Origin of the sequence: Streptococcus zalophi, from assembly GCF_016481285.1 — a bacterium.
GTDB lineage: Bacteria > Bacillota > Bacilli > Lactobacillales > Streptococcaceae > Streptococcus > Streptococcus zalophi.
The window spans coordinates 34,106-56,111 of the sequence record NZ_JAENBP010000004.1; the positions used below are offsets into that span (position 1 = coordinate 34,106).

At 34.4% G+C, this 22,006-nt stretch carries 18 protein-coding genes and 5 tRNA genes; 21 read left to right on the forward strand and 2 right to left on the reverse strand.

What is annotated here, in order from left to right; translation table 11 throughout:
- Nucleotides 1-42: 42 nt before the first annotated feature.
- The 20 genes from JHK64_RS04060 to JHK64_RS04155 all read left to right on the forward strand — a co-directional run bounded on the left by JHK64_RS04060 (nucleotide 43) and on the right by JHK64_RS04155 (nucleotide 19,115).
- A complete protein-coding gene (locus JHK64_RS04060) occupies nucleotides 43-1,938 on the forward strand; it encodes a DUF2207 domain-containing protein (RefSeq protein WP_199567729.1) in 1,896 nt (631 codons plus the stop codon).
- Nucleotides 1,939-1,977: 39 nt separating this feature from the next.
- Nucleotides 1,978-2,829 carry an undecaprenyl-diphosphate phosphatase gene (locus JHK64_RS04065; RefSeq protein ID WP_199567730.1) on the forward strand — a complete coding sequence of 284 codons (852 nt, stop codon included), beginning with the start codon at nucleotides 1,978-1,980 and terminating at the stop codon, nucleotides 2,827-2,829.
- A 130-nt stretch (nucleotides 2,830-2,959) separates the two neighbouring features.
- Nucleotides 2,960-3,673 carry an adaptor protein MecA gene (gene mecA / locus JHK64_RS04070; protein WP_199567731.1) on the forward strand — a complete coding sequence of 238 codons (714 nt, stop codon included), beginning with the start codon at nucleotides 2,960-2,962 and terminating at the stop codon, nucleotides 3,671-3,673.
- Nucleotide 3,674: 1 nt separating this feature from the next.
- Nucleotides 3,675-4,832, forward strand: coding sequence for a glycosyltransferase family 4 protein (locus tag JHK64_RS04075; RefSeq protein WP_199567732.1), 1,158 nt, complete (start codon nucleotides 3,675-3,677; stop codon nucleotides 4,830-4,832).
- 72 nt (nucleotides 4,833-4,904) lie between these two features.
- Complete coding sequence (sufC, locus tag JHK64_RS04080; RefSeq protein WP_199567733.1) at nucleotides 4,905-5,675, forward strand: Fe-S cluster assembly ATPase SufC; 771 nt, start codon at nucleotides 4,905-4,907, stop codon at nucleotides 5,673-5,675.
- A 36-nt stretch (nucleotides 5,676-5,711) separates the two neighbouring features.
- Complete coding sequence (gene sufD, locus JHK64_RS04085) at nucleotides 5,712-6,974, forward strand: Fe-S cluster assembly protein SufD (RefSeq protein WP_199567734.1); 1,263 nt, start codon at nucleotides 5,712-5,714, stop codon at nucleotides 6,972-6,974.
- 4 nt (nucleotides 6,975-6,978) lie between these two features.
- On the forward strand, nucleotides 6,979-8,211 hold the full coding sequence (locus tag JHK64_RS04090; protein WP_199567735.1) for a cysteine desulfurase: 1,233 nt from the start codon (nucleotides 6,979-6,981) through the stop codon (nucleotides 8,209-8,211).
- Complete coding sequence (gene sufU, locus JHK64_RS04095) at nucleotides 8,198-8,647, forward strand: Fe-S cluster assembly sulfur transfer protein SufU (protein WP_199567736.1); 450 nt, start codon at nucleotides 8,198-8,200, stop codon at nucleotides 8,645-8,647. Before JHK64_RS04090 ends, sufU begins: the two co-directional genes overlap by 14 nt.
- A 12-nt stretch (nucleotides 8,648-8,659) precedes the next feature.
- Nucleotides 8,660-10,078 carry a Fe-S cluster assembly protein SufB gene (gene sufB / locus JHK64_RS04100; protein WP_199567737.1) on the forward strand — a complete coding sequence of 473 codons (1,419 nt, stop codon included), beginning with the start codon at nucleotides 8,660-8,662 and terminating at the stop codon, nucleotides 10,076-10,078.
- Nucleotides 10,079-10,553: 475 nt separating this feature from the next.
- Nucleotides 10,554-11,354 carry a hypothetical protein gene (locus JHK64_RS04105; protein ID WP_199567738.1) on the forward strand — a complete coding sequence of 267 codons (801 nt, stop codon included), beginning with the start codon at nucleotides 10,554-10,556 and terminating at the stop codon, nucleotides 11,352-11,354.
- A 737-nt stretch (nucleotides 11,355-12,091) separates the two neighbouring features.
- Nucleotides 12,092-14,068 (forward strand): peptide ABC transporter substrate-binding protein, encoded by a 1,977-nt coding sequence (locus tag JHK64_RS04110; RefSeq protein ID WP_199567739.1) that lies wholly within the window; start codon nucleotides 12,092-12,094, stop codon nucleotides 14,066-14,068.
- 74 nt (nucleotides 14,069-14,142) lie between these two features.
- Nucleotides 14,143-15,639: an ABC transporter permease gene (locus JHK64_RS04115; protein WP_199567740.1), complete on the forward strand. Its 1,497-nt coding sequence runs from the start codon at nucleotides 14,143-14,145 to the stop codon at nucleotides 15,637-15,639.
- Complete coding sequence (gene oppC, locus JHK64_RS04120) at nucleotides 15,639-16,565, forward strand: oligopeptide ABC transporter permease OppC (protein ID WP_199567741.1); 927 nt, start codon at nucleotides 15,639-15,641, stop codon at nucleotides 16,563-16,565. The genes JHK64_RS04115 and oppC overlap by 1 nt, the downstream gene beginning before the upstream one ends.
- A gap of 16 nt (nucleotides 16,566-16,581) precedes the next feature.
- Nucleotides 16,582-17,652: an ABC transporter ATP-binding protein gene (locus JHK64_RS04125; protein ID WP_199567742.1), complete on the forward strand. Its 1,071-nt coding sequence runs from the start codon at nucleotides 16,582-16,584 to the stop codon at nucleotides 17,650-17,652.
- Nucleotides 17,645-18,574: an ATP-binding cassette domain-containing protein gene (locus tag JHK64_RS04130; RefSeq protein ID WP_199567743.1), complete on the forward strand. Its 930-nt coding sequence runs from the start codon at nucleotides 17,645-17,647 to the stop codon at nucleotides 18,572-18,574. Before JHK64_RS04125 ends, JHK64_RS04130 begins: the two co-directional genes overlap by 8 nt.
- A 118-nt stretch (nucleotides 18,575-18,692) precedes the next feature.
- Nucleotides 18,693-18,765: transfer RNA gene (locus tag JHK64_RS04135), tRNA-Asp, on the forward strand.
- Between the two features lie 26 nt (nucleotides 18,766-18,791).
- A tRNA-Lys gene (locus tag JHK64_RS04140) sits at nucleotides 18,792-18,864 on the forward strand.
- Nucleotides 18,865-18,867: 3 nt separating this feature from the next.
- Nucleotides 18,868-18,940 (forward strand) — tRNA-Thr (locus tag JHK64_RS04145).
- A gap of 13 nt (nucleotides 18,941-18,953) precedes the next feature.
- Nucleotides 18,954-19,027: transfer RNA gene (locus tag JHK64_RS04150), tRNA-Ile, on the forward strand.
- 16 nt (nucleotides 19,028-19,043) lie between these two features.
- A tRNA-Glu gene (locus JHK64_RS04155) sits at nucleotides 19,044-19,115 on the forward strand.
- Nucleotides 19,116-19,184: 69 nt separating this feature from the next.
- Here the strand turns inward: JHK64_RS04155 and ntdP are convergent.
- Nucleotides 19,185-19,718 (reverse strand): nucleoside tri-diphosphate phosphatase, encoded by a 534-nt coding sequence (gene ntdP, locus JHK64_RS04160; RefSeq protein WP_199567744.1) that lies wholly within the window; start codon nucleotides 19,716-19,718, stop codon nucleotides 19,185-19,187.
- Nucleotides 19,719-19,799: 81 nt separating this feature from the next.
- Nucleotides 19,800-20,579 (reverse strand): recombination regulator RecX, encoded by a 780-nt coding sequence (gene recX, locus JHK64_RS04165; RefSeq protein WP_199567745.1) that lies wholly within the window; start codon nucleotides 20,577-20,579, stop codon nucleotides 19,800-19,802.
- A gap of 33 nt (nucleotides 20,580-20,612) precedes the next feature.
- Here recX and rlmD point away from each other — a divergent pair, with 33 nt between their 5' ends.
- Nucleotides 20,613-21,974, forward strand: coding sequence for a 23S rRNA (uracil(1939)-C(5))-methyltransferase RlmD (gene rlmD, locus JHK64_RS04170; RefSeq protein WP_199567746.1), 1,362 nt, complete (start codon nucleotides 20,613-20,615; stop codon nucleotides 21,972-21,974).
- Nucleotides 21,975-22,006 lie beyond the last annotated feature (32 nt).

Genomic DNA, 22,006 nt, shown 5'->3' on the forward strand with positions numbered 1-22,006 from the left:
TTTGTGGTAAAATAAATAGGAATAATATTTCTGAGGTTTCTAATGAAAAAGATTATTTGGCTTATATTAGCGTTTCTCCTTTTTGTATTTGGTGAATCTGTTGATGCAGATGTTTCTTATACTATTCCTCAATATTCAGGGGAATTGATTATTCATGCAGATAACTCCGCAGATTTCAAGCAAATCATCGACTATGACTTTGATAGTTCATATAATGGTCAGATAGTCACTCTAGGAAAAGCAGGCAAAATGCCGGAAGGTTTTTTGATTGAGTCGACACCTGTTGTTACCGTCTATCGAAATGGAAGTTTGGTTGAATCAAAACATGAAATGACTGATTTAGCTGATGGCTATAGTTTAAAGATATATAACAAAGGAAAAAAGGGTGATAAGGTTTCCGTTGTCGTTATTTGGCAGTTAAAAGAGATTCTTTTTGTCCATCAAGACATTGCTGAACTTAACTGGCTACCAATAAGTGATTGGGATAGGACATTACAAAGAGTTGATTTTACTATTAAAACAGATTTAACTTCCAAAGATACAAAGCTTTTTGGGCACACGGGTTATGTTAAAAAACAGCCTAATATCACCTTAAAAGATGAAGACTATCATTTAGAAGCTATCAATGTTTCAGGACAACTGGAATTACACGGATACTGGGATAATGAGATTGTTTCAACTCCTTTTATGCTTTCAACCAAAAGAAAAGACGACTTTAAACGCCTTGAAGAGGATATTGCTTTAAAACAGCAGATTCTTTTGTTCTTACTTGATAAACTTATTCCCATTATCATTGTTTCAACTGTCATTTTAGCAATTCTCTTCTTTCTTTTATTTAAAAAACATGTTGAAAAACACCAGCATTTTAATAAAAACAGTCACCTTTTTAATCTTCCTGATGATTTACCACCTTTAGTGGTTGCAAAATATATTTATGCCAAAACATTGAGATCAGGCTTAAAACGATCCTCCTCTTATTTAGGAACAATTACTTTTGAGACTCTCTTAAAAGCTAGTATTTTAGACCTCATCGACCGTCAGATATTATCATTGTCAAATGATAAGGAACTGAGTATTGTTTCAGATGAAAAAACAACTGCTTTTGAAAAAGAACTGCTAGAGTTTGCCTTTGGCGAAAAAAATAAAATAGCCATCAATCAACTCTTTTCTACCTATCTTTTTAATGATAATCAGATAGAATCATTAAAGAAACGTTATCACGGAAAACAGTTAGAGCAAAAAGTTAATCATTTGGGAGAAAACTTTAACAAAAGATTAGAATCAAAACTAGATAAAATTGATCAATTAGTCCTACAAGACATCGAAAATGGACCACTGGAAAAAATTCGAAGAGCATTTTTACCAAGCGACTTAAACTATTATAGATGGTCTTTAGCAATGCTTGTTTTTGGATTACTCATATCCATTTTAGCTATAGTAATGCTAGTTATTGTCGGTGTTATTATTTCGTCTTATTCATTGATTTATCTTGGAGTGATTGGTATGGAAATCATTCTTATCAGTTATTTTTCTATTCGTAAAAATACCATGTCAGAATTTGGTTTTTTAGAAGCTAATGGATATGATGAAGTTCAAAAGTGGATTAGTTTTACCAATATGCTTCGTGATATTCAAAAATTTGATCAAGTCGAGATTGAAGGAGTTGTTGTCTGGAATCGTATTTTGGTTTATGCCACTTTACTTGGTTTTGCCAAAAAGGTTGAAAAACACCTCATCATGACTCATCCAAATCTCGTAAATGACAGTTTGTATCAATCTTATCTTTTTATCTCACCACAACTCAGCCAGCAGACAAAAGCCATCATATCATCAAATCATCACGCAGTAAATGCTTCACATTTTTCTGTCTCATCGGGTGGGACCAGTGGTGGCGGTTTCTCTGGTGGCGGAGGCGGAGGCGGAGGCGGTGCCTTCTAATGTTAAAATCATTTAAAACAAATCATCAAAGGAGTTAGCATGTTTATCATAGATTTAATCAAAGCCATTATTTTAGGAATTGTTGAAGGGGTGACAGAATGGTTACCCATTTCTAGCACAGGTCATCTTATTTTGGTGCAAGAATTTCTTAATTTTAAAAATCAAAACCAAGCTTTCATTAGTATGTTTAACGTTGTTATTCAACTGGGAGCCATCTTAGCTGTTGTTGTTATTTATTTTAATCGCTTAAATCCTTTCCAAAAAGGAAAAACAGCTAGAGAAATCAGAATAACATGGCAATTATGGGCAAAAGTTGTTATAGCTGTTTTACCAGCAATCATTATTGGTTTACCTCTTGATGATTGGATGGAAGAACATCTGCACAATTTTGTCACTGTGGCTTTGATGTTGATTTTCTACGGATTCGTCTTTTTATGGATTGAACAAAAGCATAAAAACGAGAGTCTTCAACCAAGTGTGACGTCATTAGCAAGAATGTCTTATAAAACAGCCTTATTCATTGGTCTTTTTCAGGTACTTAGCCTTGTACCAGGTACCAGTCGTTCTGGCATTACCATTATCGGGGGGATGTTGCTGGGAACAAGCCGTGTGGTTGCAACTGAATTTACCTTTTTCCTAGGGATACCAGTCATGTTTGGTGCAAGTTTTATTAAAGTGTTAAAATTTATTCTTGGTGGAGATAGTTTGACTTTAGGCCAGTTTGCTATTTTAGCCATTGCCATGCTGACAGCTTTTGTTGTAAGTATGTATGCCATTCGCTTTTTAACCGATTATGTTAAAAAGAATGATTTTACGGTTTTTGGGAAATATCGAATCGTTTTGGGCTTACTATTATTGCTCTATGCCGGTATTAAAGTTTTATTTTTGTAATCTTTATTAGAAAATCAAAAAAAGAGAAAGTAACTTTCTCTTTTTTTAAAACTGTAAAACGACTATCTAAATTGTAAATAATCTTTTTTTCTAGTATAATAGACCTGATTACATGTGCGAGGTGAAAACAATGGAAATGAAACAAATTAGTGATACAACATTAAAGATAACGATTAGTATGGATGATTTAGAAGAAAGAGGGATGGAATTAAAAGACTTCTTGATCCCTCAAGAAAAAACAGAAGAATTTTTCTATGCTGTTATGGACGAATTAGATTTACCAGATAATTTTAAAGATAGCGGGATGCTTAGTTTTCGCGTCACACCAAGACAAGATCGTATTGATGTCTTTGTGACAAAATCAGAGATTAGTAAAGACCTTAGCCTTGAAGAATTAGCTGAATTAGAAGACATCGCAAAAATGTCACCAGAAGAGTTTTTTAAAAATTTAGAAACGACAATGCGTGAAAAAGGTGATAAAGAAGCTCTCGATAAATTAAAAGAAGAAGAAGAACGTGACGAACAAGCACAAGAAAAGACTCAAACGATTCCTGATTACACACATTATGTCTTGGATTTTGACAATTTAAAAGATGTTGTTCTATTTTCTCGTACCGCTGATTATGAGATTGAGGCTTCAGAACTATTTAAAGAAAATGATACCTATCACCTCACCATTCTGATAAAAAATGTCGGACGACCAGATTACTATACGAATGTGATTTATGCCCGTATGATTGAACATGCTAAAACAAGTACAAAAACGCGTGCTTATTTACAAGAACACGGTATCTTATTAACTAGTAATGCTATTGAAGAGTTGCAATCGATAGAGGTACAGTGATATGACACCCTTTAAACTTGAATATGTTTTGGTGCTTATCGGAACATTTCTAATTTCTTTGATTGCAACACCCCTCGTTCGTTTTTTAGCTTTTCGAGTAGGTGCTGTTGATAAGCCAAATGAACGGCGCATTAACAAGGTAACCATGCCCAGTTCAGGTGGTTTAGCGATTGTTGTTTCATTTTTACTTAGTTCGCTTGTTTTTATGCCAATGATTACAAAATTAATCATCGGTAGCCAATCTTATTTCGACTATATGTTGCCCGTTGTTATTGGTGGACTTGTGGTTGCAGTAACGGGTTTTATCGATGATATTTTTGAAATTAGTGCTAAGAAAAAAATGCTTGGTATTCTTCTTGCTGCCATAATTGTTTGGCAGTTCACTGACTTTAAGTTTGATAGTTTCAAAATCCCCTTTGGTGGACCAATGTTGGAATTTAATCCACTTATCACTTTCTTTTTAACCATTTTATGGATAACAGCTATTACCAATGCTGTTAATCTCATTGATGGCTTAGATGGTTTAGTGAGTGGCGTTTCCATTATTAGTTTAACAACGATGGGTCTAATCTCCTATTTCTTTTTATTTGATCGAGATATTTTCTTAACCCTGACTATTTTTGTTTTAATTGCAGCTATTGCTGGATTTTTCCCTTATAATTATCACCCAGCTATTATTTATCTGGGAGATACGGGTGCTTTATTTATCGGCTTTATGATTGCCGTTTTATCCTTACAAGGATTAAAAAACGCGACAGCTGTAGCCGTTGTTACACCGATTATTATTTTAGGTGTTCCAATCATCGATACCTTTGTGGCTATTATTCGTAGAACCTTGTCTGGTCAAAAATTTTATGAGGCAGACAATATGCATCTTCATCATCGATTACTAGCGATGGGCTTTACCCATAGAGGAGCAGTCTTAGTTGTTTATGGCATTGCTTTATTCTTCTCTTTGGTTTCTTTGCTACTAAATGTTTCTAGCCGAATTGGTGGTGTTTTATTAATGATAGGTGTTCTTTTTGCACTAGAAATTTTTATTGAAAGTATTGAAATTTGGGGAAAAGGACGAACACCACTTTTTAAAATCTTATCTTTTATTGGTAATTCTGATCGAAGAAGATCTTTTATAGATAAGATTAAAAAAAATGATGACTAGCTTGCAAACAAGAAAAAAGCCCTTAAGGGCTTTTTTTGTTATAATGTAAGGACTAGATAAAAGGAGTGTGTTATGTCAGTACTTGAAATAAAAAATCTTCACGTATCAATTGAAGATAAAGAGATTTTAAAAGGCGTTAACCTTGTTCTAAAAACAGGAGAAATTGCTGCGATTATGGGTCCAAATGGGACAGGAAAGTCAACACTTTCTGCAGCCATTATGGGAAATCCAAATTATGAGGTCACTGAAGGAGAAGTTCTTCTTGATGGTGAAAATATTCTTGAATTAGAAGTTGATGAAAGAGCAAGATTGGGCTTATTTCTTGCGATGCAGTATCCAAGTGAAATCCCAGGAATCACTAATGCTGAATTCATGCGTGCTGCAATGAATGCAGGTAAAGAAGATAAGGATAAAATATCTGTCCGTGATTTTATCACCAAACTCGATCAAAAAATGGAACTCTTAGGCATGAAAGAAGAAATGGCCGAGCGCTACCTTAACGAAGGTTTTTCAGGTGGTGAGAAAAAACGCAATGAAATTTTACAACTCCTCATGTTAGAACCACGCTTTGCTCTTTTAGATGAAGTTGACTCAGGTCTTGACATTGATGCTCTTCGCGTTGTCTCTAAAGGTGTTAATGAAATGCGTGGAGAAGGTTTTGGTGCCATGATTATCACTCACTACCAACGTTTATTAAATTATATTCGTCCGGATGTTGTTCATGTGATGATGGATGGTCGTGTTGTCTTATCGGGTGGCCCAGAATTAGCAGATCGTCTAGAAAAAGAAGGCTATTCTACTATTGCAGAAGAATTAGGCATTGATTATAAAGAAGAAGTTTAGAGTCATTGTTGCCGATATGGAGCAAAGGAGTAAAAAATGACAAAAGAGAGAATAATAGATTTCTCACAAAGTAAGGCAGAACCCAAATGGCTTTTAGACCACCGATTATCAGCATTTAAAAAAATATCTGAACTGCCCTTACCACAGATTGAACGTGTTAAGTTTCAAAGATGGTCGCTTGGTGACGGGACTATTACTGAAAGTGATACAAAACCCAATGTCGTTGATTTTATGGCGATAGATAATCATCCGAAATTGGTTCAAGTGGGTACCCAAACAGTTTTAGAACAATTACCCATGGATTTAATCGATAAAGGTGTTGTTTTTACTGATTTTGAAACAGCTCTTGAAGAAAATCCCAACCTTATTAAAGATTATTTTGGTAGAGCTTTATCATTTGATGAAGATCAATTAGCTGCTTATCATCATGCTTATTTTAACAGTGGTGCTATTTTGTACATTCCTGATAATGTTGAGATTGATCTTCCTATTGAAGCTGTTTTCCTACAGGATTCAGAATCTGATGTCCCATTCAATAAACATGTTCTTATTGTGGTAGGTAAAAATAGCCGTGTCACCTATTTAGAACGTTTTGAAACAATAGGAGATGGCAATATCAAAACAACTGCTAATATTAGTGTGGAAGTCATTGCTAAAGAAGGTAGTCAGGTTAAATTTTCAGCTATTGACCGTTTAGGAGATCATGTAACAACCTATATCACCCGTCGCGGACATCATAAAAACAATGCAACCATTGATTGGGCGATAGGTGTCATGAATGAAGGAAATGTCATTGCTGATTTTGATTCCGATCTTTTAGGTGACGGTAGTCATGCCAACCTAAAAGTCGTTGCAGCATCAAGTGGACGACAAATTCAAGGGATTGATACTCGAGTTACCAATTATGGTAAAAATTCTGTCGGACATATCCTTCAACATGGTGTTATTCTTGAAAGAGGAACCCTAACCTTTAATGGTATTGGTCATATTATAAAAGGTGCAAAAGGAGCAGATGCTCAGCAAGAAAGTCGTGTCTTAATGCTGTCTGATCAAGCAAGAAGTGATGCTAATCCGATCTTGTTGATTGATGAAAATGAAGTGACTGCAGGGCATGCCGCCTCCATTGGTCAAGTTGATCCTGATGACATGTATTACTTAATGAGTCGTGGACTTGATCAAGAAACAGCAGAACGATTAGTGATTCGTGGCTTTTTGGGCAGTGTGATTTCAGAAATTCCTGTCAAAGAAGTTCGCGATGAAATAATTGTCGTTTTAGATAAAAAACTTGAAAAAAGATGATAATATGAAGAAATTAGATAGTTATAAACTTCGTCAAGACTTTAAGATTTTAAATCAAACCGTTAATGATGAACCTCTAGTTTATTTAGATAATGCTGCCACTACTCAAAAGCCTGAGAAGGTCTTAGAGAGTTTGCAACATTTTTATCACACTAGTAACGCTAATGTTCATCGAGGAGTCCATACTTTAGCAGAAAAAGCGACACGAGAGTTTGAAGCTGCTAGAAAAAAAGTGGCCCAGTTTATCAATGCCACTAGTGAAAAAGAAATTATTTTTACCAGAGGCACAACAACTAGCCTTAATTGGGTAGCTCAATTTGCTCGTGAGGTGTTGCATCCTGGTGATGAAGTGGTGATTTCAATTATGGAACATCATTCAAACCTCATTCCTTGGCAGCAAGCTTGTCAAAAAACAGGAGCTGTTTTAAAATATGTCTACTTGAAAGATGGTAGTCTTGATATGGACCAATTAGAAAAAATCATCACAAATAAGACAAAATTCGTAAGTCTTGCCCATGTTTCCAATGTTTTAGGCTATGTTAGTCCGATTAAAGAAATTGCAGAAATAGCTCATAAAAATGGTGCTTATCTTGTTGTTGATGGTGCGCAATCAGTACCACACATACCAGTTGATGTGCAAGACTTAGATTGTGATTTTCTGGCTTTTTCAGGTCACAAAATGTTAGCACCAACCGGTATTGGTGTTTTATATGGTAAAGAAGAACTGTTAAATCAACTGTCGCCCATTGAGTTTGGTGGTGAGATGATTGATTTTGTCTATGAACAAAATGCCACTTGGAAAGAATTGCCTTGGAAGTTGGAAGCAGGAACGCCAAATATTTCTGGAGCCATTACTCTTGGTGTCGCTATCGATTATCTTAAAGAGATAGGAATGGAGAACATTCACCAACACGAAAAAGAATTGATGAGCTATGTCCTTCCAAAAATACAAGAGATTCCAGGAATCACCGTTTACGGCCCCAAATCAATTGAAGACAGAAGCAGTGTCATTGCTTTTAATATTGAAGGCCTTCATCCACATGATGTGGCAACAGCTTTGGATTATGAGGGGATTGCTGTCAGAGCAGGACATCATTGTGCTCAGCCACTTCTTAATCATTTAGGTGTCTCTTCAACAGTAAGAGCAAGTTTCTACCTTTACAATACAAAAGAAGATTGTGATCGTTTAATTGATGCAATAAAGAAAACAAAGGAGTATTTTAATGGCTCTTTCTAAATTAGATAATTTATATATGGCAGTGGTTTCAGAACACTCAAAAACACCACACCATCATGGCGACTTAACAGGGGTTGATAGTGTGACGCTTAGTAACCCTACTTGTGGTGATGTTGTCAATCTTTATGTCCAATTTGAAGGTGATAACATTTCTGATATTGCTTTTTCTGGTCATGGGTGTTCTATTTCAACAGCATCAGCTAGTATGATGACAGATGTAATGATTGGAAAAACCAAAGAAGAAGCTTTGGCTTTGGCAGATGTTTTTTCTGAAATGGTACAAGGGAAAAAAAGTGATAAAGAAGAACAATTGGGAGATGCGTCGTTTCTTTCAGGAGTTTCAAAATTCCCACAACGAATTAAGTGTGCGACACTTTCTTGGCATGCTTTAAAAAAGGCTGTCACAGATAACCAAACGAAGAAGGAAAACAATTAGGAGAAAATGAATATGCCTGAAAAAAATGAAAAAATAGAACCAAAACCAATCGATTTGGGAGACTATCAGTTTGGCTTTCATGATGATGTCACTCCAATTTTTTCAACGGGAAAAGGTCTTAGCGAAGAGGTTGTTAGACAGTTGTCAAAAGCAAAAGATGAGCCTGAGTGGATGTTAGAGTTTCGTTTAAAATCTTTAAGAACCTTTAATAAAATGCCTATGCAAGAATGGGGACCAGACTTATCAGATATTGACTTTAATAACATTATCTACTATCAAAAAGCTTCGGATCGACCAGCTAGGTCATGGGATGATGTGCCAGAAAAAATCAAAGAAACTTTCGAGAGAATTGGTATTCCAGAAGCAGAACGTGCTTTTTTAGCAGGAGCATCGGCTCAATATGAATCAGAAGTGGTTTACCATAATATGAAAGATGAATTTGAAAAATTAGGCATTATCTTTACAGATACTGATTCCGCTTTAAAAGAGTACCCTGATTTATTCAAACAATACTTTGCAAAACTAGTCCCACCAACAGATAATAAACTAGCAGCGCTTAATTCTGCTGTTTGGTCAGGCGGAACTTTTATCTATGTTCCAAAAGGAGTTAAGGTAGATATTCCCCTACAAACTTATTTTAGAATCAACAACGAAAATACTGGACAATTTGAGAGAACCCTTATTATTGTTGATGAGGGAGCAAGTGTTCACTATGTTGAAGGGTGTACAGCGCCAACCTATTCAAGCAACAGCCTCCATGCTGCTATTGTCGAAATCTTTGCTTTAGATGGTGCTTATATGCGTTATACTACTATTCAAAACTGGTCTGATAACGTCTATAATCTAGTAACCAAACGTGCTCGCGCTTTAAAAGATGCAACAGTTGAGTGGATTGATGGCAATCTTGGAGCAAAAACAACCATGAAGTACCCATCTGTTTATTTAGATGGTCCAGGTGCGCGTGGCACCATGTTATCTATCGCTTTTGCAAATAAAGGACAAAACCAAGATACAGGTGCTAAAATGATTCATAATGCGCCCCACACTAGTTCATCCATCGTTTCCAAATCGATTGCAAAAGGTGGTGGCGAGGTTAATTATCGTGGACAAGTGACATTTGCTAAAAATTCCAAAAAATCAGTCAGTCATATTGAATGTGATACGATTATTATGGATGATTTATCAAAATCAGATACTATTCCTTTTAACGAGATTCATAACTCTCAGGTAGCCTTAGAACATGAAGCTAAAGTTTCTAAAATCTCAGAAGAACAACTTTATTATCTTATGAGCCGCGGCTTAACAGAAAGTGAAGCTACTGAAATGATTGTCATGGGGTTTGTCGAACCCTTTACCAAAGAACTACCAATGGAGTATGCCGTTGAACTCAATCGCTTGATTAGTTACGAGATGGAAGGCTCAGTTGGGTAAACGATATCGTTTACCCAACTGATTTTACTAATATAGTTTATAGTATGTAGAAAAGTTTCCACATACTATTTTTATTGTTTTAAAACGTCTAAAAAAGAGAACACACCAGATAGTGACTATCTCGTTATTTCTAAATTGATTTAGAAATGATGGAAAGGAATAAAGAGTTTTTCTTAATATCAAGATAGTCATCCATTAAAATCAATAGTTTGTCGGGAGTGAAATGATTTGGGAACGTAGGATATGGGTATAACATTGTTAATTGAAGTTATAATAGTGTTAACTAGAATAATTTGTTAAGAAAATGTTGAAAATTTAAAAATATAGAAAAAAATAATATTATTAAAATACTAATATGGTAAAAAAGTCTTTTATATTAGTAATATTCTCCTTTTTTTGATACAATTAATCTGAACAAAAACATTCACCTCAAAACAATAATTATTGTTTTTTCTAAAATAGTAAGGAGACCAATATGGTTAAAAAATATAAATTATTTAGTGTTGTAGCTTTATTTGCGATGACATTTTTACTGGTTGCCTGTCAGTCCAAGTCTTCGGAACAAACTACAGAAAAACCAACAGAACAAACTAGTGAACAAACAACAGTAGATAAAGATGAATCAACTGCTGGAAGCGTCAAAGAAGTTTTAGCAAAACTTCAAGATGCTAAAGATGACTTAAAATCTGTTTTAGTATCGCATCAAATTACAACTACCATCGATGACAATGACTTGCTTCTTGGAATAAATGGTGAATTTATTTTTGAAAATCAAAAGACTGTTAAAGCAGATGTCACTCTTGATACACTTTCAGATGAAATAACAAAAACAGAACAGTATGTTTATGATGCTAGTGAATCAAATCCCTTATATAGTGAAATCACTGAAGATGGCGACACAAAAACCAGTTACTCTTCTAATAATATTGATTCTGTCGTGATGCCTAATTATTTTGTGATTGCTAATCAAATTGTTTCTTTAGAAAAAGATTTACAATTAATTGAAACTCAATCTACTTATGAACTAACACTAAAGAATCAAGACATTTCTCTTAGTAATCAATTCAAAGAACAACATCATATCAAATTAAATGGCATTACAGAAAAAGATTTAGAAAAAGATCTATTTATTGTGATTGATAAAGAAACCAACTTTATACAAGATTTTAATTTATTGATGACTTATGATGGTGCTAAAGGCGTTCAAGAATTTGATATTAATATTTCTTATTCTGATTGGAACACCATTGATGAAAGTTTAATCTCCTTACCTTAAAAATAATATTGAAAAATAGAAAAAAAGAATTGCCCCTCAAATTGTTAGATTATAAATCTAATGTTTGAGGGGTTTTCTAGTAATATTAATTTTTTAAAAAATCTAAAAATTATTGTCTTAGAAAAAAATTTTATGCTTATGAAAAAATTAAACGATTGATTTTATAAATGGTTTATAGAATGATTGAGTTCTATGAAATGAAATTCTTATATGAAGATAATATTAATCAGAAAGTGATTACTTTAATTGCATATCGATGTAATATTTCTCAGACTTTTGAGAAATGTTAAGTTTTTACAGACCTTCTACTCTAATCAATTAATAGAATTTTTAATAATCTATTTAGAATAGCTTAAAAAGGAAAACATGATTTATAACCTATTGCTGTTGTCAAAGTACTATAACTAAAGAATATGCTTAAAAAATGTTTTTATTTATGTTAAGAAAGTGATGACTATGAAGAAATATTTGGAGATTATTCTTAATAAAATAAATGAGCAAAAAAGGTAATGAAATTTCAATTTGTTTTGAGTTTAAATAGTAAAAATCTAATCATCAGTTTTAGAAAAAAATTTTTATTGGTGTTTAGAAGCCATTATACAGAGGTAAAACAAAGAATTTCAACAATAGACAAAATTTTCTGATAAATTGCTTTCCTAAAAAAATTTTTTATGATATAATATAGCCTATAGACAAAAAAGGTCTTTGAAAATGAAAATGAAAATGAGGTACTTTTTATGAATAAAAAGACAAAATTACTAGCTTTAGCTGGTGTTACATTGGTTTCTGCGGCTACTCTAGCAGCTTGTGGAGGTTCTCAAAGTAAGGATGGTGGCGAGAGCACAACATATACTTATGTATATGCATCAGACCCATCATCACTTGATTATACTGTTGTAAATAAGAATACAACTGGTGAAGTTGTTGGGAATTTGGTTGATGGTTTGCTTGAAAACGATCCATATGGTAACTATGTTCCTTCTTTAGCTGAAGACTGGAAAGTTTCAGAAGATGGTTTGACATACACTTATACACTTCGCGATGATGCAAAATGGTTCACAGCAGATGGTGATGAGTATGCTGATATTGTTGCAGAAGACTTTGTTACAGGGATGAAACATGCAGCAGATGCTAAATCTGAAGCGCTTTACCTTGTGCAAGACTCCATTGTTGGTTTAGCTGAATATGTTAATGGTGAAACAGACGATTTTTCAACAGTAGGTGTTAAAGCAGTTGATGAAAAAACTGTACAATACACATTGAAAAAACCTGAAAGTTATTGGAATTCAAAAATGACAATGGGGATTACTTTCCCAATCAACGCTGAATTTTTAGCTTCTAAGGGTGAAGACTTTGGTGCGCCAAACGCTGATAGCATTTTGTATAGTGGTCCATATCTTTTATCAGCACTAACTGCAAAATCATCTATTGAATATACAAAAAATCCTAATTATTGGGATGCAGATAATGTTAATATAGAAAATATCAAACTTACTTATTATGATGGATCAGATCCAGAATCGTTAGTAAATAACTTTACTGATGGTGTCTATACAGGAGCACGTATCTACCCTACAACACCAAGCTATAAATCAGTAAAAGAAAAATTTGGTGATAATATTGTTTATACACCACAAGATGGAACATCTTATTATGGTGTCTTCAACTTAAATCGTTCTGCTTATGAGCATACAGCTAAAACAACTGATGCTCAAAAAGAGTCAACTAAAAAAGCTATCATGAATAAAGATTTCCGTCAAGCGGTTAACTTTGCCTTTGATAGAACTGGTTATGCAGCTCAAGATGTTGGTGAAGATGCAGCAGATAAAACTTTACGTAATACCTTGACTCCTGAAACGTTCGTCTCAGTTGGAGAAGAAACGTTCGGTGCGGTTGCTCAAAAAGAATTAGCAGCTTATGGCGATGAGTGGAAAGATGTTAATTTAGCAGATGGTCAAAATGGTTTATATAACCCAGAAAAAGCTAAAGCAGAGTTTGAAAAAGCTAAAGCTGCTCTTGAAGCTGAAGGGGTAGAATTCCCTATCCACATTGATGTGCCAGTATATCAATCTAGTGATATATTTGTTCAAAAGGCAGCTTCAATGAAACAGTCTATTGAAGAAACATTAGGAACAGATAATATTGTTTTAGATCTACATCAGTTAGATGAAGATACTTTCTACAACATTACATTCTATGCTGAAACACCTGCTCAAAATGATTATGACTTGTCTACAGCAGCTGGTTGGGGTCCAGACTACCAAGACCCATCTACTTACTTAGATATCTTTAATCCAAGTAATGGTGCTACTGTTCATCAAATTGGTATTGCACCAGGTGAAAATCAAGATGTTGCCCAAGCAGTTGGTCTTGATAAATATGAAGAATTGACTCAAGCTGCGGCCGCTGAAAATAGCGATCTTAAGAAACGTTATGAAATGTACGCAAAAGCTGAAGCTTGGTTAGTAGATAGTTCATTACTTCTTATGACTACTTCTAAAGGAGCAACTCCTACAGTAACAAAAGCAGTACCATTTACAGTTGGATATGGATGGTCAGGTATTAAATCTTCTCCATCTTCATTTAAATATATGAAGCTTCAGTCAGACGCTGTTGTTGCAAAAGACTATGAGGCAGCTCTTGAAAAATGGAAAGAAGAAAAAGCGAAATCTAATGCAGAAGCACAAGAAGATTTTGCAAATCATGTCGAATAAAAAATAGAAACTTTTTTCGAGAGAACTTTCTCTACACACAATAGAGAAGGTTCTTTTGAAATTTGGAGGAAAGAATGAAAAAGTATATTTTCAATCGTATATTAAGGTCTTTAGTCTCTATCTTTCTAATTACTACCTTAATTTATGCTATCGTTTTTACTATGGTTCCTAGACGATTAATTTTTAAACAAGATTCCACCTATAGTAAAGTAGCAGCAGATCCAGACAAAAAAATTAATTACGAGAACACTGTTTTTGAAAAAATGGGGTATATCCAGTATATGCCAGCAAAAGAACTTCAACAAAAAGCAAGTAAAATTAATGATAGTGTTACGGTAGAAGCTAATTCAAAAAATGAATCAATCTATAAGGAATATATCAAGTCTATTGGTAAGGGTTGGCAATTAGACCAAATGCCTAATAGTAAAACTTTTTATGCAACAAGAGAAGTCCCTATTTATGAGCGTGTCTTTAATTTTTATGCTAATTTGATTCAAATTGATCATCCTTGGAAAATCCAAGATGAAACAAATCCTGATTTAGAGCGCTATATCCGAATTGAAAATGACCCTTCTATTGGTTGGTCTGTTGTTGGATCAGGGACAAAACATAAATATCTCCTTTATGCCAATGGTTCTTTCCCGTTCATTCACCAAAACTTTGTCACTTTAGACCTAGGGACATCTTATCCAACTTTTGCTAATATCCCTGTTTTACAAGTTATTAGTGAGGGTCAAGGACAAAAAGAATCTAATGACGTTACTTTCCCAAATGGGAACACCACGTCTTCAACAGTTAATATCTACAGTAGAACTTATCAATCGCCAAGTAAGGCAGATAGTCGTTCAAAAGCACTTTATGACAACGATCCCTATTCTAAAACATTATCTAATTATAAAGACCCTTCAATGCTAGAAATGTCTGCTAGAATTGGTTTGGCTGGTGTTTTAATTGCTTATGCGATAGCACTTCCTCTAGGTTCTTATATGTCACGTTTTAAAAACACTATTTTTGATAGAGGATCTACTGGATTGCTGACGTTCTTAATGGCTATTCCTTCAATTGCTTTAATTTATGTGGTCAGATTTGTGGGTTCAAGTCTGGGATTACCTGATGTCTTTCCTACACTTGGAGCGCATAACATTTTGTCATATATTATGCCAGCTTTTATTTTAGCGATTTTATATATTCCAGGAATAACTTTATGGGTAAGACGCTATCTCATTGATTTGCAGTATAGTGATTTTGTTCGTTTTGCTAGAGCTAAAGGATTGTCTGAAAAAGAGATTGCAAATAAACATATCTTTAAAAATGCCATGGTACCAATTGTTGCTGGTGTACCAGGTGCCATTTTAAATGTTATTGTTGGAGCAACTTTAACTGAAACAGTTTTTGCTTATCCAGGTATGGGTAAGATGTTAATTGATTCTGTAAGAGCAGCTAATAATAGTATGGTTGTTGGTTTAGCATTTATCTTTTCAGCATTATCAATCCTTGCTTTGTTATTAGGAGATCTTTCAATGACTATATTAGATCCACGAATTAAATTATCTGATAAAGGAGGTAAATAATGTCTAAGATTGACAAAAATAAATTCCAATTTGTTAAGAGAGATGATTTTGCTTCTGAAGTCATTGATGCACCGAGCTACTCTTACTGGAAATCAGTATTTACAGAATTTCTGAAGAAAAAATCAACGCTTATTATGAGTGGTATTTTAATTCTGATTTTATTAATTAGTTTTATTTATCCAATGTTTTCTAGCTACGACTTTAATGATGTTAGTAAAATCAATGACTTTTCTGCCAGATATATCTCACCAAATGGCGAATATTGGTTTGGTACTGACAAAAATGGGCATTCGCTTTTTGATGGCGTTTGGTATGGTGCGAGAAATTCTATTTTAATTTCCTTCATTGCCACCTTTATCAATCTTTTTGTTGGGGTTATTGTTGGAGGCATCTGGGGAATTTCTAAAAAAGTCGATTTAATCATGATAGAGGTTTATAATGTTATTATCAATATCCCTTATCTCCTCGTTATTATTGTATTGACTTACTCTTTAGGTGCTGGTTTCTGGAATTTGGTACTTGCTATGACTATTACGGGTTGGATTGGTGTTGCCTACTTCATTCGTGTTCAAATTCTCCGTTACCGAGATTTGGAATATAATTTGGCTAGTAAGACTCTTGGTACCTCAACCTTTAAAATGGTAACAAAAAACTTATTACCTCAATTGATTTCAGTTATCGTAACTCAAATGTCACAAATGTTACCTAGCTTTATTTCAACCGAAGCATTTTTATCATACTTTGGTTTAGGCTTACCGGTGACTGTTCCAAGTTTGGGTCGTTTAATCTCAAACTATTCACAAAATGTGACAACAAATGCTTATCTTTTCTGGATTCCATTAACAACACTTGTTTTAGTTTCGTTATCACTTTATATTGTTGGTCAAAACCTAGCAGACGCAAGTGATCCACGTTCACACTCATAGAATGGAGTAGATACATATGTCAAAAGAAAAAAATGTAATATTATCTGCTAAGGATGTGGTGGTAGAATTTGACGTCCGAGACAAGGTTCTTACTGCTATCCGAGGCGTGTCAGTAGAATTAGAAGAAGGAGAGGTTCTCGCTTTAGTGGGAGAATCGGGTTCTGGAAAATCTGTTTTAACAAAAACCTTCACAGGTATGTTAGAGGAAAATGGGCGCATTGCTTCTGGGCGCATTTCTTATCGTGGTCAAGAGTTAACCACTTTAACTAGTAATAAGGAGTGGGAAGAAATCAGAGGTAAAAAGATTGCTACTATTTTTCAAGATCCAATGACCAGTCTTAATCCTATCAATACCATTGGTAGTCAAATTACAGAAGTTATTATTAAACATCAAAAAGTTTCGGCACAAGAAGCTAAAAACCTTGCGATAGACTATATGAATAAGGTTGGTATTCCTGAGGCTGAAAAACGTTTTGACGAATACCCCTTCCAATATTCTGGTGGTATGAGACAAAGAATTGTTATCGCTATTGCTTTAGCATGTAGGCCAGATATTTTAATTTGTGATGAACCAACAACAGCTCTTGATGTGACGATTCAAGCTCAAATCATTAACTTGTTAAAAGATCTTCAACGTGAATATCACTTTACAACTATTTTTATTACTCATGACTTGGGAGTTGTAGCAAGTATTGCTGATAAAGTAGCCGTTATGTATGCAGGTGAAATTGTTGAATTTGGGACTATTGAAGATGTCTTTTATGATCCTCGTCATCCGTATACTTGGAGTTTGTTATCTAGTCTTCCTCAATTGGCTGATGATCATGGTGAATTGTTCTCAATTCCAGGAACTCCACCATCACTTTATACGAAATTAAAGGGAGATTCATTTGCCTTAAGATCTGATTATGCGATGGAGATTGACTTTGAAGAACATCCTCCTATGTTCCAAATTACCGATTCTCACTGGGCTAAAACATGGTTACTTCATCCAGATGCTCCTAAAGTTGAAAAACCAGAGGCAATTCAAAACCTACATGAGAAAATTAAAAATAAAATGATTCTGGAGGGGCAACAAAATGGCTGAGAAATTAGTTGAAATTAAAGATTTAGAAATTTCTTTTGGAGAAGGAAAGAAAAAGTTTGTTGCTGTTAAAAATGCTAATTTTTTCATTAATAAAGGAGAGACTTTTTCATTAGTTGGAGAATCAGGTTCAGGGAAAACAACAATTGGTCGTGCTATCATTGGATTAAACCCGACAAGTAAAGGTGATATCTTATATGAAGGGCAAAAAATTAATGGAAAAACAAGTAAAGAAACACGACGAGATGTGATTCGAAAAATTCAAATGATTTTCCAAGATCCAGCAGCCAGTCTTAATGAACGTGCCACTGTTGATTATATTATTTCAGAAGGTCTTCATAATTTTAAGTTATATGAAAATGAAGAAGATCGTAAAAATAAGGTCACTGAGATGATTAATTCTGTAGGTCTTTTACCAGAACATTTAACGCGTTATCCGCATGAATTTTCAGGTGGTCAAAGACAACGTATTGGTATTGCAAGAGCTCTTGTCATGCATCCTGACTTTGTTATTGCTGATGAGCCTATTTCTGCGTTGGACGTTTCTGTTAGAGCACAGGTTTTAAATTTATTAAAGAAATTGCAAAAAGAACTTGGTCTAACTTATCTCTTTATCGCTCATGATTTATCAGTGGTTCGTTTTATTTCAGATCGAATAGCTGTTATTCATAAGGGTGTTATTGTAGAAGTTGCTGAAACAGAAGAATTATTTAGAAATCCAATTCATCCTTACACACAATCACTCTTATCTGCGGTTCCAATTCCAGATCCTATTTTGGAACGTCAAAAAGAATTGATTGTTTATGATGTTGACCAACATGATTATTCTGTTGATAAACCAACTATGGTAGAAATCAAACCAAACCATTTTGTTTGGGGGAATACAAAAGAAATCAATTCTTACAGAGAAAAACTAAATAAATAATAAATAAACCACTTACTATTTTGTAAGTGGTTTTTTTAAAAAAAAGATTGACAAAGGTGAGTAGGGATGATAAACTAAAATAGTCGTTTTTTAGAAGATAACCAATCATTATTAGTAAGGTCCCGTAGTGTAGCGGTTATCACGTCGCCCTGTCACGGCGAAGATCGCGGGTTCGATTCCCGTCGGGACCGTTTGTTAGTTTTTAACAAAAAAGCAAGACTCGTTAGCTCAGTTGGTAGAGCAATTGACTTTTAATCAATGGGTCACTGGTTCGAGCCCAGTACGGGTCATTTGCCGGCTTAGCTCAGTTGGTAGAGCATCTGATTTGTAATCAGAGGGTCGCGTGTTCAAATCATGTAGCCGGCATTAATAATAATTTGGGCGCGTAGCTCAGGTGGTTAGAGCGCACGCCTGATAAGCGTGAGGTCGGTGGTTCGAGTCCACTCGTGCCCATTTAGTTATAAAATAAGGTCCGTTGGTCAAGGGGTTAAGACACCGCCTTTTCACGGCGGTAACACGGGTTCGAATCCCGTACGGACTATTTTTAGAATCAGCAATGATTCTTTTTTTATTGAAAAAAGCACCCATGATTAGTGGATGCTTGACAACTTTATTTATTCTTAAGCCTAAGATAACGCTTATACCAAATATTAACATATGATGGTGAGAACGGCCCTTTTTGATTATTAATCCAATCTACTAATATTTTGACATTTTCTTTCAGAATAAAATCGATATCAGATGAATAATTCATCTTTTTTTTATGATTTTCATATTCATCGACATCTAACAGTTTTTTCTCTCCATCTGTAAAAACCTTAACGTCTAAATCATAATCAATATATTTTAGAGCCTCAGCATCTAAAACATAGGGACTTGCTAGATTACAATAATAAGAGACACCATCCTCTCTAATCATAGCAATGATATTAAACCAATATTTTTTATGAAAATAGACGATAGCTGGCTCCCTTGTTACCCAGCGTCTACCATCATTTTCAGTAACTAAAGTATGGTCATTTACGCCAATAATAGCATTTTCAGTTATTTTAAGAACCATTGTTTCGCGCCACGTCCGGTGTAAGCTGCCATCATGTTTATAACTTTGAATTGTAATAAAGTCGCCTTCTTTAGGAGTCTTCATGGCCTACCAACTTTCTACAATTAACGTTGTCCTTAAATAGTTTATCACAATTCAATCGAAAAAGCACGCTTTGTGAAATTCTCAGTCAAGATAGTCGCGAAGGACTGTTTTGATACTATCATAATCAAATCCTTTTCTCACAAGAGCTTGCGTGAGTTTCTGTTTTAATTCATAGCCATCATAACGTCTGCTATATTTCCGATATTGTTTTTCAACTTCATTTTGAATCAAAGCATCATCATTTTCATCATTATCTTCAATAATTAATGTTTCAAATGCTATTTTCGCATCAGCATAAGAAAACCCTTTTGTGACAAGAGCTTGAGTAATCTTATCTTTTAGGGCATTGACAGGAAGTCGCCCTTCGTGTTTTCTTAGTAACTTTTGTGCAGTTTTTTGAGCAACTTCTGTAAAATCATACTGCTCAATGGTTTGTGCAATTATTTTTTCGTCTAACCCTTTTTGTTTTAGTTTTTGAGTCAGCACATAAGGTCCCTTATCTCCAGATTTAAGAGATTGTTCAATCAGTGTTTCACTGTATTTTTGATCATTAAGCCAGTTGTCATCTTTTAATTCTTGAATAATCGATGAAATACTAGTTCTGTCAATATCATGTTTTAACAGATAGTCAGTCACTTCTTTTTCCGTTCTTAGTTTAAAAGACAGAAAATAAAGAGCAAGATTTTTACCATAGGAAAACTGAGCAAAGGTTTTAATGGCCTCTAACTCTTTTTCATCAATGTCTTTATTTTTAGTCAACATAAAGCGGACAATAGTATCTTCTGTGATATAAAGGTGTTCCTTTTTATCTAATTCTAACAGATAAAGGCGTTTTTTCTTTTCTAATCGGCTAATTTTCATGTTTTTATTATATCAAAATGGTAAAATAGAAGCATGAATTTAACAGTAAAACAAAGGATTCCTTTAAAAATTAAAAAAATGGGAATCAACGGAGAAGGTATCGGGTTTTATAAGAAAACATTGGTTTTTGTCAAAGGAGCCTTAAAGGGAGAGGATGTTTTTTGCCAAATTACTGCAGTCAAACGTCATTTTGCCGAAGCCAAATTGCTTAAAATTAATAAAACCTCAAAATTTCGTGTGACACCAGAATGTTCTATCTATGAGGAGTGCGGCGGTTGTCAAATCATGCATCTTCGTTATGACAAACAATTAGATTTCAAAGCAGATCTTTTAAAGCAAGCCTTGAAAAAATTTAAACCCCAAGGCTTTGAACGATTTGAGATTAGACCAACGATTGGTATGAAAGAACCAAAACATTATCGGGCCAAGTTACAATTTCAGACCAGACGTTTTGGTCAAAGTGTTCATGCTGGTCTTTTTGCGGAAAATTCTCATCGTCTTGTTGAGATTAAGGATTGCCTTGTTCAAGACAAAGTGACACAAACCATCATTAATCGCATTTCTGAATTGTTAGAAGAGTTTCATTTTCCTATTTATGATGAGCGAAAAACAGCTGGTGTCAGAACGGTTATGATTAGAAAAGCAAGAGAAACTAGCCAAGTTCAGATCCTTTTTGTGACTAGTAAAGTCTTAGATTTTAAGCCTATTATTAAGGTATTGGCTGATGAATTTGAAAACATTAAAACGGTTTCTATGAATATCAATACCTCTAAAAAAAGTGATATTTATGGTGACAAAACAAAGCTTTTATGGGGACAAGAAAGTATTGCAGAAGGGGTTCTTGATTACCAATTCTCTCTATCACCAAGAGCTTTTTACCAACTTAATCCTGAGCAAACAAAAAACCTCTACCAAGAAGCGATAAATGCACTTGATGTATCAAAAAAAGATCATCTTATCGATGCTTACTGTGGTGTTGGGACCATCGGCTTTGCCTTTGCGGACAAGGTGGCTTCTGTTAGAGGAATGGACATCATCAAAGAAGCTATCGTTGATGCTAAAAACAATGCTAGACAAATGGGATTTACTAATACTTACTATGAAGCCGGAAAAGCAGAAGAAATTATTCCAAAATGGTACCAAGAAGGATATCGGGCAACGGCTTTAATTGTTGATCCTCCAAGAACGGGTTTAGATGATAAACTGTTAAAGACAATCACTACTTATAAGCCAGAAAAAATGGTTTACGTTTCATGCAATGTTTCTACCTTAGCAAGAGATTTGGTGAAACTAGTCAGTGTTTATGATGTAAAGTATATTCAATCTGTTGACATGTTTCCTCATACTGCAAGAACCGAAGCTATCGTGAAATTAGTGAGGAGAAAGAATAACTAAACTTATTTTAGTCATCTATAAAATGGCCATTG

What these genes read in the sequence shown, in the direction of transcription:
- JHK64_RS04060 (WP_199567729.1), top strand. Translation starts at nt 43, where the DNA reads ATGAAAAAGATTATTTGGCTTATATTAGCGTTTCTCCTTTTTGTATTT.
- JHK64_RS04065 (WP_199567730.1), top strand. Translation starts at nt 1,978, where the DNA reads ATGTTTATCATAGATTTAATCAAAGCCATTATTTTAGGAATTGTTGAA.
- mecA (WP_199567731.1), top strand. Translation starts at nt 2,960, where the DNA reads ATGGAAATGAAACAAATTAGTGATACAACATTAAAGATAACGATTAGT.
- JHK64_RS04075 (WP_199567732.1), top strand. Translation starts at nt 3,675, where the DNA reads ATGACACCCTTTAAACTTGAATATGTTTTGGTGCTTATCGGAACATTT.
- sufC (WP_199567733.1), top strand. Translation starts at nt 4,905, where the DNA reads ATGTCAGTACTTGAAATAAAAAATCTTCACGTATCAATTGAAGATAAA.
- sufD (WP_199567734.1), top strand. Translation starts at nt 5,712, where the DNA reads ATGACAAAAGAGAGAATAATAGATTTCTCACAAAGTAAGGCAGAACCC.
- JHK64_RS04090 (WP_199567735.1), top strand. Translation starts at nt 6,979, where the DNA reads ATGAAGAAATTAGATAGTTATAAACTTCGTCAAGACTTTAAGATTTTA.
- sufU (WP_199567736.1), top strand. Translation starts at nt 8,198, where the DNA reads ATGGCTCTTTCTAAATTAGATAATTTATATATGGCAGTGGTTTCAGAA.
- sufB (WP_199567737.1), top strand. Translation starts at nt 8,660, where the DNA reads ATGCCTGAAAAAAATGAAAAAATAGAACCAAAACCAATCGATTTGGGA.
- JHK64_RS04105 (WP_199567738.1), top strand. Translation starts at nt 10,554, where the DNA reads ATGGTTAAAAAATATAAATTATTTAGTGTTGTAGCTTTATTTGCGATG.
- JHK64_RS04110 (WP_199567739.1), top strand. Translation starts at nt 12,092, where the DNA reads ATGAATAAAAAGACAAAATTACTAGCTTTAGCTGGTGTTACATTGGTT.
- JHK64_RS04115 (WP_199567740.1), top strand. Translation starts at nt 14,143, where the DNA reads ATGAAAAAGTATATTTTCAATCGTATATTAAGGTCTTTAGTCTCTATC.
- oppC (WP_199567741.1), top strand. Translation starts at nt 15,639, where the DNA reads ATGTCTAAGATTGACAAAAATAAATTCCAATTTGTTAAGAGAGATGAT.
- JHK64_RS04125 (WP_199567742.1), top strand. Translation starts at nt 16,582, where the DNA reads ATGTCAAAAGAAAAAAATGTAATATTATCTGCTAAGGATGTGGTGGTA.
- JHK64_RS04130 (WP_199567743.1), top strand. Translation starts at nt 17,645, where the DNA reads ATGGCTGAGAAATTAGTTGAAATTAAAGATTTAGAAATTTCTTTTGGA.
- ntdP (WP_199567744.1), bottom strand. Translation starts at nt 19,718, where the DNA reads ATGAAGACTCCTAAAGAAGGCGACTTTATTACAATTCAAAGTTATAAA.
- recX (WP_199567745.1), bottom strand. Translation starts at nt 20,579, where the DNA reads ATGAAAATTAGCCGATTAGAAAAGAAAAAACGCCTTTATCTGTTAGAA.
- rlmD (WP_199567746.1), top strand. Translation starts at nt 20,613, where the DNA reads ATGAATTTAACAGTAAAACAAAGGATTCCTTTAAAAATTAAAAAAATG.